We start from the raw sequence: 13,083 nt of genomic DNA on the forward strand, positions 1-13,083 counted from the left end.
CAAATGAGCTTGAAGGACAAGACCCTGTTCATCTCTGGCGGCAGCCGAGGTATCGGTTTGGCGATTGCGCTGCGCGCGGCGCGCGACGGCGCCAAGATCGCCATCGCTGCCAAGACGGACCAGCCGCACCCCAAGCTGGAGGGCACCGTGCACACCGCGGCGGAGGCCATCCGCGAGGCCGGTGGGCAGGCGCTGCCCCTGGTCTGCGATATCCGTGACGAGCGGCAGGTAACCGAAGCCGTGGCCGAGACAGTGGAGCGCTTCGGCGGCATTGACGTACTCGTCAACAACGCCAGCGCCATCTCCCTGACCGGCACGATGTCCACCGACATGAAGCGCTACGACCTGATGAACCAGATCAACGCGCGCGGCACCTTTCTGTGCGGCCAGAAGTGCATTCCGCATCTGAAGAAGGCCGACAATCCACACATCCTGACCTTGTCGCCGCCGCTGGATATGCGGCCGAAGTGGTTTGCGCCGCATGTTGCCTATTCGATGGCCAAGTACGGCATGAGCCTGTGCACACTGGGCTGGGCCGAGGAGTTCCGCAGCGGCGGCATCGCTGCCAACTCGCTATGGCCACGCACCGGCATCGCCACCGCCGCCATCGAGATGATCGGGGGCGACGAACTCGCGCGGCGCTCGCGCTCGCCGGAGATCATGGCCGACGCCGCGCACATCATCCTGACGCAGGACAGCCGCAGCTTCAGCGGCAATTTCTGCATCGACGACGTGCTGCTGCATGAGCACGGGGTACGCGATTTCTCCAAGTATCGGCGCGAGGACGTTCCAGAATCGGAGCTGATGCCGGACTTCTTCGTGCCTGACGATCTGCCCAAGGTGTCATGAGCCGCTGGCGGCCACCGAGCACCGAGCGGGCTTCGCCCTACATCACATCCGCCGGCTACCGGCGGATGCAGCAGGAGTACGACCATCTCTGGCGCGAGAGGCGCCCGGCGGTGGTACGGGCGCTGGCGGCCGCTGCCGCGGAGGGGGATCGCTCCGAGAACGCCGAGTATCAATACCGCAAGAAGGAGCTCGGCGAGATCGATCGGCGCGTGCGTTATCTGCAGCGCCGTCTGCCCGCCTTGCGCGTGCCGCCGTTTCCCGATGATCGGAGCCGCATCCATTTCGCGGCATGCGTTCGTATCAGCGTGGACGGCGATGTCGAGCGCGAACTGCAGCTCGTCGGCGCCGATGAGGCCGAGGCCGCCAGCGGGATGGTCTCGGTGGATGCGCCGCTGCCGCGTGCTCTCCTCGGCCGTTCTGAGGGCGATGTCTTCGTGCATTCCACCCCGGGTGGCGAGCAGGAAATCGAGATCCTGGAGGTGCGCTACCCGGAACCAGAGTGCGCAGATTGAGTCCAATCCACGCTGATGAGCAGGAGAAGCAAATGCTACGAGTGATCCCCCTGACACTGGTTCTTTTTCTGGCCGCATGCGCGACCGCCACGCCCTATCAGCCGAAGATCGGCGGTTATGGCTACGCCGAGCAGCGCATCGCCGAGAACCGCTTTCGTGTGACCTTTTCCGGCAACAGCGCGACTGAGCGCTCCCGGGTCGAGGACTATCTGCTTTACCGCGCCGCGGAGATCACCCTCTCGGAGGGTGGCACGCACTTTCTGATGATGGACTCTTCCACTGAAGCCGAAACGACCTACACCCAGACCATCAACACCGGCTTCGGTTTCGGGCATTTCAGCCACTTCGGTGCGGGCATCGGCGTGGGCACTTCGCGGCCGCAGTCCTCGAGCTATGACGCCCAGGCCATCATCGTCGTGCTGGATGAGGCGACCGAGCGCGACAACCTGCGCGCCTTCAACGCGCGCGACGTCAAGAAGCACATTGGTGAGCGAATCGAGCGTCCGGAGGCCTGAACACCGGCGAGGTAGGGGCCACGCGATAGCGGCGAGCTATGCACGCGATGGGGCAAATGCGCTTGTTTCGCAAATGCGGTTAGATATCATTCTCGGAAATAGAAGCGGAGCATTCCGAGATGACCAAGACCCTCACTTTCGCGATTCTGCATATGAGCGTGGCCTTTTCCGTGGTCTACCTTATGACCGGCAGCGCGATGGCGGGCGGGTTGGTCGCTCTGATCGAGCCGGCCTGCAACACCGTCGCCTACCACTTCCACGAGAAGGTCTGGGCGCGCCGCGAGGCGCGGCGGCGCGAGCAGGCTTCGGGCCTGGCCGTCGGCCACGCCTGAGCGCAACTAAGCCATCCGGACGAGATCAGTGGCCTTGCAGCCGATGTCGTGAGTGCTAGAGTCTTCCCGCACAACGCGGAGGAGACCCGTACTTGACGCACCACAGCGTGCTGGTGACCGGCGCCGCAGCCGGAATCGGCCGGGCAGTTGCCCGGCATTTTCTTGCTGAAGGCTGGCAGGTTGGCGCGATAGACCGCGACCGCGCGGCGCTTGCCGCGCTCAGTGAAGAGTGCGCCTGTGCGCGCTTGTGGACGCAGAGCTGCGACGTTTCCGACGGCGCAGCGTTGGCGTCGAGCATCGAGGCTTTCATGACCGCCACCGGTGGACGGCTCGATCTGCTCGTCAACAATGCCGGTGTGCTCGCCACCGGCGATTTCGAGGCGGTGGCGCCGGCGCGCTACGACGCCCTCATCGACATCAATATCAAGGCCGTCGTGCGTGGCTGTCACGCGGCGCTGCCTTTCCTAATGACCACGCCCGGCGCGCGCGTTATCAACCTCTGCTCGGCTTCTGCGGCATATGGTGCGCCGGGGTTCGCGGTCTATTCCGCCAGCAAATTCGCTGTGCGTGGCCTTACCGAAGCTCTGGATGCCGAATGGCGACGCCACGGCATTCGGGTGATGGCGATCTGGCCGCTGTTCGTGGGCACGGGCATGCTGGCAGGACACGAAACGCGCTCGACCATGCAGCGTTTGGGCGTGCATCTCGGACCGGAAGACGTCGCACGGGTCGTGGGACGGGCGGCGCGTTGCCCGCGCTGGTGGCCCCAGGTGCACTGGAACGTTGGCTTGCGTGGAGCGATCAGTGTGTTGCTGCTGCGCTTTTTACCGACCTGGATCAACCGTCTTGTTGTGCGCAAGCTGGCCGATTACTGATGCGAGCAAGACATCCCGGAAACGGAGGAGATTTCATGACGCGATCACTGCCCGCGGTGGTCATTAGCGGCTGCCTACTGGGACTGCTGGGCAGTACTCCGGCGCTGGCACAGGATGCTGGCGACGCAGTCGAGCGCACTGAGCAGCAGCGCGAATCCGATGCCGCCTCGCAGCGCCGCATCGATCGGCTCGACGATACCGAGCGCGAGGCGCTGCAGGCCTATCGCGCCGCGGTCTGGGAAACCCAGCAGCTCAACGTCTACCGCGAGCAGCTGCAGGAGCTGATCGACCGTCAGGCGGACAAGCTGTCGTCGCTGGAGAATCAGCTCGAGGAGTTGGCCCGTACCGAGCGCGATATTATGCCGCTGATGAAGCGCATGGTGGACGCGCTGGAGCGCTTCATCGCAATGGACATGCCCTTCCTGCAGGACGAGCGGCAACGCCGCGTCGCGGATCTGCGCGACGCGATGACCGACCCCGGTGTTTCGGTCGCCGACCGCTACCAGGCGATCATGGAGGCGTACGCCGCCGAGACCGACTACGGGCGCGGCATCGGCCACGAACGCAGCGAGATCGACGGCCAGGTGCACGACCTCATTCGCATCGGGCGCGTGGCGCTCTATGCGCTGGCGCTGGACGGCAGCGAGGCCAAGCGCTGGGATGCGGCCACCGAGCAGTGGCAGCCGCTGGCCGGGCACTACATCCCGGTGCTGCGCAAGGCCATGCGCATCTCGCGCGAGGTCGTGGCGCCGGAGCTGATGATGCTGCCTGTCGGCGCCCCCGGGAGCCGCCAGGCCTCGCCGGCAGCCCCCGAGCTCGGTGCGGTGCCCGAAGGCGCCGATGACGAAGGCGCTGAAGCGGGCGCTGCCACCGACGAAGAGGGGGAGCAGTAATGCGGGGACATCGATTCGTGATGACCTTGGCGCTGTGCGGCCTGCTGACCGGACTGGTGAGTGCGCCCGCCGCGGCGCAGGATATGCAGGCGCTGCTTCAGGAGATCCGCGAGGCCGGGCGCGAGCAGCAGCGCATCAACCGCGAGCGCGAGCAGCGATTCCTGCGCGAGCGGGACAAGCAGCAGCAGCGTCTGCGCGAGGCGCGCGCCGAGCGCGACGCCGCCCGACGGAAGGCCGAGGCCGCGCGCGCCGAATACGAGGCGGGCCAGCGCGCCATCGCCGAGCGTGAGCAGGAGCTGCAGGAAGCCAGTTCCGATCTCGGTCGGCTGTTCAGCGCCGCACGCAGCACGGCCGGCGATCTGCACGAGCAGGCGCGCACCGCGCCGGTCACCATCGAGATCCCGGAGCGTCTCGACCAGCTCGCGGCAATCGCCGACAACCCGGAGTTGCCCAGCATCAGCCAGCTGGAATCGCTCTGGTTCCTGCTGGTGCAGGACATGACGGCCACCGGTCAGGTAACCCGCTTCGATGGCGAAATCACCGACATCTTCGGCAACAAGCGCGAGGCCGAACTCATTCGGGTCGGCGATTTCAGCGCCTTCACGCGCGACGGCTATGTGCTTCTGCCCGAAGGCGGTCGACGTGCACAGCTGCTGCCCAATCAGCCGGGCGGCGGCTACGTTTCCGCTGCCGAAGATCTCTTCGCCGCCGAAGACGGCGCGCTGAAGCCGGCGTTGATCGATCCTTCGCGCGGGCGCCTGCTCGAGGTCGAGGCCGACAAGCCGGACCTGATGGCGCGCGTGCATCAGGGTGGCGTGGTTGGCTACACCATCCTCGGCATCGGCGCAGTCGGCCTGTTGCTTGCGCTGCTGCAGCTCGGCTATCTGGTGATCACCGGGCGGCGCGTACGCCGCCAGCTGGACGACACCGCGCAGCCGAGCGACAGCAATCCGCTGGGTCGCGTGCTGGGCGCGGCCGGCAGCGACAAGGGAGAAGAGGACGCCGAGCTGCTGGAGCTGCAGCTCTCCGAGGCCGTCGTCAAGGAGACCCCGCGTCTGGAGCGCTTCCAGTCGCTGCTCAAGCTCTTCGTGGCGGTGGCGCCGCTGATGGGCCTTCTGGGCACCGTGACCGGAATGATCCTGACCTTCCAGTCCATCACGCTCTTCGGTACCAGCGATCCCAAGCTGATGGCCGGCGGCATCTCGCAGGCGCTGGTGACCACGGTGCTGGGCCTGTGCGTCGCGATCCCCTTGCTCTTTCTGAACTCGCTGCTCGGCGCACGTTCACGCGCGCTGGTGCAGACGCTCGACGAGGAATCGGCTCTGGTGCTGGCGCGGCGCCTGGAGGAACCCGGCAATGCTTGAGACGCTGATCTGGCGGTTGGCCGGTACGGGGCCGCTGGCCGATGTCGTCGATTTCATCAGCGACGGCGGCCCGGTGCTGCTCATCGTCGGCGCGGCCGGTCTGCTGCTGTGGCTACTGATCCTCGAGCGCTGGGTCTATTTCCGCTTCGTGTTCCCACGCCTGGAGCGCCAGCTGCTCGCCGAATGGCGCGCGCGGCGCTCGAAGCGCAGCTGGAGCGCGCGCCGCGTGCGCGAGGTGCTGATCCGGCGCGCGCATTCGCGGCTCTCTGCGACGCTTCCGCTGATTCAGACGCTGATCGCGGCCTGCCCGTTGCTCGGCCTGCTGGGCACGGTGACCGGCATGATCGCGGTCTTCGATGTCGTGGCGCTGGTCGGTACCGGCGACGCGCAGGCCATGGCGGCCGGCGTGTCGCGTGCCACCATCCCGACCATGGCAGGCATGGTCGTGGGGATCTCGGGCCTGTTTCCGCTCTACCGCTTCAGCGCGCGTGCGCGTGCGGCCACCGACCGCCTTTCCGACCGGCTCGATACCGGCAGGCGGGCCGCGGCATGAAGATGCGGCGTCACAGCCAGCCGGCGGAGGACACGGGCATCGACCTGACGCCGATGCTGGACGTGGTCTTCATCATGCTGATCTTCTTCATCGTCACGACGACCTTCGTGCGCGAGGCTGGCATCAACGTCAACCGTCCGAGCGCGCAGACTGCCGAGCAGCAGGATCAGCAGACCATCCTGGTGGCGATCTCCGCCAAGAACGAGATCTACATCGACGGCCGGCAGACCGATGTGCGCGGCCTGCGCGCGGAGATCGAGCGACTGAAGGGCCAGGCCCCGGATGCGACGGTCGTGGTGCAGGCTGATCGCGACGCTGGTGCCGGCATCATGGTCGAAGTCATGGACCAGGCCCGGCTGGCGGGGGCGCGCAACGTCTCGGTCGCGGCCGAACAGCAGCGCTGAGGCTCACTATGTCGCTGCGCCTCGCGCTGCTGCTGCCGCTCTCCATTCTCATCATCGTCGCGCTGTTCTGGTTGATGCAATGGATGATCGCGCCCGGCGACGTCGTGACTGTTGAGCGTCAGGAGATGCCGGGCATCGATATCGTGCGCGTCGAGGAGGAGGATCCGGCAGAGAATCCGGACAACAGCCCGGCCTCCAGCCCGCCGCCACCGCCGCCGACGCCGCCTTCGCTGCAGCGTCCGGATCTGCCGTCATTCTCGGTGCCCGTGCCGGAGTCCCCATCGGTGTCGGATGTGACGGCACCGATGGATTTCTCGTCGTCGCAATCGCTGGCGGATGGCGAGTTCGGCGGCTTTGTCGGTGGCACAGGGCAGGGGGCCGGAGACGGCTACGGCAGCGGCAAAGGTTTCAAGGGCCGCGAGCTGGTCCCGCTCTCCACCGCCCGGCCGATGATGCCGGAGTGGGCCTGCGAGCAGGAGATCAAGGGCTGGGTCGAGGTCATCTTCACCGTCATGCCCAATGGTCGCGTGCGCGACGTGCGCATCATCGACGCCGAGCCCAAGGGCGTCTACGAGACGGCGGCCATCAAGACCGTCTCCGAGTGGATCTACGAAAGCAGCAGCCGGGCGCGTGAGGTCAAGCAGCGCGTGGAAATGGATCCGGCAGATTGCGCCTTCGACTACCGATGATCATGCTGAAAGCCTTCCGCGGAACCTTGTTGCCGGTCGTATTGCTGATGCTGCCGCTCGCGCTTCCGGCACAGCAGTACCGCAGCGAGACGCGTGTGCTGGATGAAGTTCCGGAGGAGCGGGGCAAGGTCGATCCGGAGAGCCTGCTCGATCAGGCCGATTCCAGCTATGAGCGTGCCCTGCTGCTGCGCGAACTCGCGGGTCGCGCTGCGCGGCAGGAGCGCTACGAGCAGGCCGCCGATTTCCTGGGGCGCGCCTTGCAGGAGGGCGCGCTGTCGCGGCCTGCCCAGCGCGCCATGGAAGAGCAATTGTCGCAGCTGCTGGTCGCCTCCGGCGATCCTGCCGCCATCATCCGCGGCCTCGAGGACAAGGTGCGCGGCAATCGCGATGCGGCGCCGGCGCAGCAGGCTGCGCTGGGCAGCGCCTATGCGGCGCGCGAGCGCTTCCGGGACGCGCTGCCCTTGCTGGAGCAAGCGGTCAGACGCTCGCGCGAGCCGCAGGAAAGCTGGCTGCGCGCGCTGCTCGCCACGCAGATCGGCCTGGATCGCAGCAATGACGCGCGCCGCACGGTCGATCGCCTGCTTGTACGCAATCCGCGCGAGGCTCAGTACTGGCGCCAGGCGGTGGCACTGCACCGCAAGGCGGGCGACGACAAGCAGGCGCAGGCCGCCTTGGAGGTCGCGGCGCGGCTCGGCTTCGTCGCTGACGCCGCGCAGCGCCGCCATCTCGCCGGGCTGACCGCGCGCATCGGCGCGCCCTATTACGCGGCGACGCAGCTTGAGGACTGGATGGAGAGCGGCGCAGTACCGCGCACGCGCGAGACCCTGCGCGAGCTGGCCGGCTACTGGCTGGCATCGCGCGAGGATGGCGCTGCCGTCGAAGCCGTGCGCGCCTTCCTCGCCACTGGCGGCGACGTCGAGATGCGTCGCCAGCTCGGCCAGCTGCACATGGACCGCGAGGAGTATGGCCAGGCCATCGACGCTTTCGAGCGCGTGCTGGCCGCGGTGCCTGACGAGGTCGATACCCGCATGTCACTCGCCGTGGCGCGTTACCAGACCGCCGACATCGAGGGTGCGCTGGCCGCCTTCAAGAAGGCGGCGCAGAGCGACAGGCACGCCGCGCTCGCTGCCGACTGGATCGAGTACCTGGAAAGCGGCCGCGCACGTGACCAGGCGATGAGCGCCGCGCGCGAGCGTGCCGCCTCGCGCGGCGATACCGAGACCGAGCTGGCGCGCGCCGTGCTGGGCGATCCGATGTCGCTGGAAGGAGGCGAGGAGACCGATGCGCACAGCCGTGGCGGACTTACCCCGGTGGGCGCCAACGCGGGCCCCAGCGCCGACGGCGTGATCCCGCCCTGGAACGGAGGCATCACGCCCGATCGCTGGCCGGAAAGCTTTGCTGAAGGCGACCGCCTGGTTGATCCCTTCGCCAGCGACGAGCCCGTCGCTACCGTTACGGCCGGGAACATGGCCGAACATTCCAAGTATCTGAGCGACGGGCACAAGGCGCTGCTGCGCAGCCGCGAAGGCTTCCGGATGCCCGTCTATCCGACACGGCGCAGCGTCAGCTATCCCAAGCGCATTTACGAGGCTACGCGCGCCAACTCGGACCGCGCGCGCCTGATCGGCTCGGACTCACTCGAAGGCGCGCGGCTGGGCTTCCCTTTCCGCGAGCCCGAGAATGGCGTGGAGGCGATGTGGAATCACCGTGTGCGTTATCGCGGCGACTCGGTCATGGCGCGCACCGAGCAGGCGGTGGTGGCGCCCTCGGGCGACGTCGAGCGCCGGCTGTATCAGACCGAGCGCGTCTACTTCCGCTACGGCAATCTGGATGATCCGGTCGACATCGATCGACAGAACATCCTGCTCTACTACCTGAGCTGGTTCTCGCGCGATCGCAGCGGCGTGGATTTCCTGACGCTGGTGCATGAGACCGCCAACGCCGCGGACCGTGGGCGCGCGGTCTGGGTGTTGCCGCCGCGCAGCAATCGACTCTTCCGCGTACCCCCGGTGGGCTACGATCAGCCTTTCCCGGGGTCCGGTGGGCTCTACTTCGTCGATATGCTGGATATGTACAACGGCGCTTTCGACCGTTACGACTGGAAGCTGATCGGCAAGAGGGAGATGTACATCCCCTACAACGGTTTCAAATGGGTCGACGGCAGCTACGAGGTCGACGAGCTGTTGCAGGGTGGTCAGCCCAACCCTGACGCAATGCGCTTCGAGCGTCATCGGGTCTGGATTGTCGAGGCCACCGAGCGTGCCGGCAAGTCGCACGCCTTCGGCAAGCGCGTCTTCTATATCGACGAGGACAGCTGGAATGTTGCCCTGGTCGAGAACTACGATAACCAGGGCAACCTCTGGCGCGTCCAGGAAGGGCACATCCTGCCGCTCTACAACGCGCAGGCGGCGAATGCCTCGCCGGTGGTGACCTACGATCTCAAAGACGGCCGCTACTTCATCAACCGTATCGCCGCTGAAACCGATCCGCCGCAATACGATGTACCCGGCATCCGAGCCGGCGACTATCTGCCCTCGTCGGTGCGCTCGCGCTACGCACGCTGAGTCGCAGGCCGCTCAGTCGGCCTCGCGATTCTGCGTGTTCAGCTCGCGCGCGATCAGCGTGGCCAGCTCCGGGAAGACGCGCTCGACGTCCTTGCGCGCGCCGCCGCGCATGCGGCTGTAGATCGAAGTCACCACACGGTTACTGGAGCGCTGCGCGCGCGCATCGGCCACGGCCAGTACCGCGTCGCAGGCAGCATCCTCGTGGCGCATCAGCTGTGCAGCAAAGTCCGGCTCGGTGCTCGGGTCCCACTTCTGGTAGTAGGGATCGAGGGCGTCCAGGAATTCGGGCAGCAGACGGCGCGAGGATTGTTCGAGCAGATCAGGGCGCGCGCGCTGGGCCGTGTGCAGCGCCGAGCGCAGCGTGAAGCCTTTCATGCCGCCGGCGCCGGAGAGAAAAGATTCGATCATGTGCGCGCACTCGCGCACGACGGTCGCTTCGCGCGGACTCTGCATGATGCGGTCGCGTAACTGGGACATGCGGCTAACGGGGTACTTTGCCCTTGGGGGCGCCATGCTAGCCCAGCAGCGCTGGGAGCGCCTTCACTTGTTCGGGCGAGCGGGCATACTGCGCGCGTTTGTGTACGACGACGAGCGAGCATGGCAAGCGACGACGACAAACCCAAGCGCGCCAGCATGGATCGGCTGACGACGAACCCGATGGCACGCAACTGGGCCATGACGCGACTGGGCGTCGGCACCGGCGCCCGTTTCGCAGCGCACAGCTTCGGCAACTTCTTCCGCGGCGCGGACGGGCGGCGCGATGCCGACCGCACCTTCTATCGCGAGGAGGCCGAGAAGCTGGCTGACGCTTTGGGCAATCTCAAGGGCAGCGTCATGAAGGCGGGGCAGATGCTGTCGCTCTACGCACAGTATTTTCTGCCACCGGAGGCCGTGGAAGTGCTCTCGGGGCTTCAGGACGACACTGCGCCGGTGTCCTGGTCTGTGCTTGAGCCTGTGCTGGAGCGCAGCCTGGGAGCGCGTCGACTCGCGGAGCTCGAGATCGATCGCGAGCCGCTGGCGGCAGCCTCGCTGGGGCAGGTGCACCGCGCGCGCCGAAAGAGCGACAGCGCCGAGCTGGTACTCAAGGTCCAGTATCCCGGCGTGGGCGATGCCATCGAAAGCGATGTGCGTACGCTGCGCCGGCTGCTGGGGATGACGCGGTTGGCGCCGAAGGGACTGGATCTGGAGCCGCTCTTCAACGAAGTGCGCGAGATGCTGCACCGCGAGGTTGATTACGCCAGCGAAGCGCGCTACACCAAGGATTACGGGCGGCGGCTGGCCGAGGACGAGCGCTTCATCGTGCCGCAGCTGTACGAGGAATACTGCGCGGACATGGTGCTGGCGCTGTCCTACGAATCCGGTGTCAGCGTACGCGACGAATCGGTGACGACGCTGCCGCAGGAGCAACGCAATGACCTGGGCTATGCCTTCATGGAGCTCTTCCTGCGCGAGTTCTTCTCCTGGGGCATGGTGCAGACCGACCCGCATTTCGGGAACTACCGCATTCGTATCGAAGAAGGTGCATCTCCGCGCATCGTGCTGCTGGATTTCGGCGCCACCCGCGTCTTCGGCCGCGGTTTCATCGATGGCTATCGACGACTGCTCTCGGGCGCTCTCTTCGGGCCGCGTGAGGACATTTTCGAGGGTGCCACGCAGATCGGTCTGATGGACAAGGGGCACCCGCAGAACGTGCTGGATGCCTTTGCCGAGCTCGTGGAGTTGATCATGGAGCCCTTCCGCCAGCCCGACGAGCCGGGCGCGCGCACCGAGTTGCTCACGGCGGATAAGGCCTATCGCTTCGGCGACTCCGACCTGCTGCCGCGCGCCGCGCAGAAGGCGGCGCGCAATTCGCTGTCTCGCTGGTTCCGTGTGCCGCCGCGCGAAATCGTCTTCCTGCACCGGCGCTTGGCGGGCACCTTCATGGCCTGCGGTGTGCTGGATGCGCAGCTGCGCGGGCGCGGTTTGCTCATGCATGCGCTGGGGTGGAAGGACCCGAATCCGGGCGCAGGCAAATGAACCCTTGTTCATCTACTGTACGCCTGTGCCTCGTATTCTCGTGCAGCGGATGGCAGCGAATGCGTTATTATTGAACGAATGTTTACCCCCCGGAAGGAGACCCATCGGATGACATTTACAAGGAAAACTCTCGCTATTGCAGTAGGTGCCCTGTGGGCGCTGTCGTCGAGCGCGCTGGCCGCGGTGAGCGCGGAAGAGGCGAAGAAGCTGGGCAACGAGCTGACCCCCATCGGTGCCAACCCTGAGGGCAATGAGGCAGGCACGATCCCGGAGTGGACTCCCCAGGATCAGAAGGGCCCGCTGAGCGGCGAGTACCCGAGCGATCCCGAGATCGACGCCGAGGATCCCAAGTTCACCATCACCGCCGCCAATATGGCGGAGTACGAAGACAAGCTGTCGGAAGGGCACAAGCTGCTGCTCGAGCGCTTTCCGGATAGCTACAAGATGAACATCTACCCGAGCCACCGCAACGTCAACTGGCCGGAAGAGATCAAGGAAGCCAGCAAGCGTAACGCCACCACCTGCGAGTTCCGTGGCCCGGACGACATCACCAACTGCAAGCTCGGCTTTCCCTTCCCGGTCCCGCAGAGCGGCGCCGAGGTCATCTGGAACCACAAGGTGAAATGGCGCGGTAACAACGCCCGGCGCTACAACAACCAGATGATCGTGCAGCCGGATGGCGAGTATCAGTTCACGAAGATCGTCGAGGACGTCACCTTCAGCTACGCCAACATCGACGATCCGCAGCCGATCAAGGATGGGCAGGGCGAGTATCTGCGCTATCTCTCCGAGACGGTGGCGCCGGTCCGCCTGGCGGGCACCTTCATTCTGGTGCACGAGAAGGTCGGCACCGGTGAGGCCGGTCGTCGCGCCTGGCTGTATTCGCCCGGTCTGCGCCGCATTCGTCGTGCGCCCTCGGTGTGCTGCGACAACCCTTACGAAGGCACCGACGGCCACCAGTTCTACGACCAGGTCGATATGTTCAACGGTGTCAAGGAGCGCTTCACCTGGAAGCTGCTGGGCAAGAAGGAGATGTACGTTCCGTACAACTCTCACAAGATCGCCGGTCCGGACACCACCTACGATGATCTGGCCTCGCCGCGCCACCTGAACCAGGAGCTGCCGCGCTACGAGCTGCACCGCGTCTGGGTGGTCGAGGCGGAGAACAAGGAAGACCTGCGACATACCTTCGGCAAGAAGGTGCTCTACGTCGACGAGGACAGCTGGAACATCGTGATGATCGATAACTACGACCATCGCGGCGAGCTGATGCAGTTCCAGGAAGGTCATCTCTCCTTCGCCCGGAACGTCCTGGCCACCGGTACGAGCCCCGAGGTGATCTATCACTTCAACACTGGGCGCTACTTCCTGACTGCGCTGGCGCAGCAGGACCGGCCTATCGACAACTCGGTCGAGTACGATGACAGCTTCTTCACCGCCTCCGCGGTGCAGCGCAAGACCTCGCGCTGATCGCAGCGATTATCATGACCGCCGGACCCTCGGGCCCGGCGGTTTTT

14 protein-coding genes are annotated in these 13,083 nt (G+C 66.0%); 13 read left to right on the plus strand and 1 reads right to left on the minus strand.

All coding sequences use genetic code 11. The features are described from left to right. Positions 1-3: 3 nt before the first annotated feature. The 11 genes from U743_RS05665 to U743_RS05715 all read left to right on the plus strand — a co-directional run bounded on the left by U743_RS05665 (position 4) and on the right by U743_RS05715 (position 9,550). Positions 4-849, plus strand: a complete 846-nt coding sequence (locus U743_RS05665; RefSeq protein ID WP_043766257.1) for an SDR family oxidoreductase — start codon at positions 4-6, stop codon at positions 847-849. Then, complete coding sequence (locus U743_RS05670) at positions 846-1,361, plus strand: GreA/GreB family elongation factor (protein ID WP_043766259.1); 516 nt, start codon at positions 846-848, stop codon at positions 1,359-1,361. The genes U743_RS05665 and U743_RS05670 overlap by 4 nt, the downstream gene beginning before the upstream one ends. A 32-nt stretch (positions 1,362-1,393) precedes the next feature. Beyond that, positions 1,394-1,876 carry a CC0125/CC1285 family lipoprotein gene (locus tag U743_RS05675; protein WP_052367576.1) on the plus strand — a complete coding sequence of 161 codons (483 nt, stop codon included), beginning with the start codon at positions 1,394-1,396 and terminating at the stop codon, positions 1,874-1,876. A 119-nt stretch (positions 1,877-1,995) separates the two neighbouring features. Beyond that, on the plus strand, positions 1,996-2,208 hold the full coding sequence (locus tag U743_RS05680; RefSeq protein ID WP_043766262.1) for a DUF2061 domain-containing protein: 213 nt from the start codon (positions 1,996-1,998) through the stop codon (positions 2,206-2,208). Positions 2,209-2,300: 92 nt separating this feature from the next. Further along, a complete protein-coding gene (locus U743_RS05685; RefSeq protein WP_043766264.1) occupies positions 2,301-3,083 on the plus strand; it encodes an SDR family oxidoreductase in 783 nt (260 codons plus the stop codon). A 35-nt stretch (positions 3,084-3,118) separates the two neighbouring features. Then, positions 3,119-3,976: a DUF3450 domain-containing protein gene (locus U743_RS05690; protein WP_052367577.1), complete on the plus strand. Its 858-nt coding sequence runs from the start codon at positions 3,119-3,121 to the stop codon at positions 3,974-3,976. After that, positions 3,976-5,340 (plus strand): MotA/TolQ/ExbB proton channel family protein, encoded by a 1,365-nt coding sequence (locus U743_RS05695; RefSeq protein WP_052367578.1) that lies wholly within the window; start codon positions 3,976-3,978, stop codon positions 5,338-5,340. Before U743_RS05690 ends, U743_RS05695 begins: the two co-directional genes overlap by 1 nt. After that, positions 5,333-5,893, plus strand: coding sequence for a MotA/TolQ/ExbB proton channel family protein (locus U743_RS05700; RefSeq protein ID WP_052367579.1), 561 nt, complete (start codon positions 5,333-5,335; stop codon positions 5,891-5,893). Before U743_RS05695 ends, U743_RS05700 begins: the two co-directional genes overlap by 8 nt. After that, on the plus strand, positions 5,890-6,297 hold the full coding sequence (locus tag U743_RS05705) for an ExbD/TolR family protein (RefSeq protein ID WP_043766270.1): 408 nt from the start codon (positions 5,890-5,892) through the stop codon (positions 6,295-6,297). Before U743_RS05700 ends, U743_RS05705 begins: the two co-directional genes overlap by 4 nt. 8 nt (positions 6,298-6,305) lie before the next feature. Then, entirely contained in the window at positions 6,306-6,986 is a 681-nt protein-coding gene (locus U743_RS17970) for an energy transducer TonB (RefSeq protein ID WP_052367580.1), read from the plus strand. A gap of 2 nt (positions 6,987-6,988) precedes the next feature. After that, positions 6,989-9,550 carry a DUF1329 domain-containing protein gene (locus U743_RS05715; RefSeq protein WP_043771316.1) on the plus strand — a complete coding sequence of 854 codons (2,562 nt, stop codon included), beginning with the start codon at positions 6,989-6,991 and terminating at the stop codon, positions 9,548-9,550. A 12-nt stretch (positions 9,551-9,562) separates the two neighbouring features. Here U743_RS05715 and U743_RS05720 read toward each other — a convergent pair whose 3' ends face one another. Beyond that, the gene (locus U743_RS05720; RefSeq protein ID WP_043766273.1) at positions 9,563-10,027 is read right to left on the minus strand and encodes a DUF6918 family protein; all 465 of its coding nucleotides are present in this window, start codon (positions 10,025-10,027) and stop codon (positions 9,563-9,565) included. 120 nt (positions 10,028-10,147) lie between these two features. Here U743_RS05720 and U743_RS05725 point away from each other — a divergent pair, with 120 nt between their 5' ends. Both U743_RS05725 and U743_RS05730 read left to right on the plus strand, forming a co-directional pair. Further along, entirely contained in the window at positions 10,148-11,566 is a 1,419-nt protein-coding gene (locus tag U743_RS05725) for an ABC1 kinase family protein (RefSeq protein WP_043766276.1), read from the plus strand. Between the two features lie 108 nt (positions 11,567-11,674). Further along, positions 11,675-13,036 (plus strand): DUF1329 domain-containing protein, encoded by a 1,362-nt coding sequence (locus U743_RS05730; protein ID WP_043766280.1) that lies wholly within the window; start codon positions 11,675-11,677, stop codon positions 13,034-13,036. Positions 13,037-13,083 lie beyond the last annotated feature (47 nt).

The organism is Algiphilus aromaticivorans DG1253 (assembly GCF_000733765.1).
GTDB classification, from domain to species: Bacteria; Pseudomonadota; Gammaproteobacteria; order Nevskiales; family Nevskiaceae; genus Algiphilus; species Algiphilus aromaticivorans.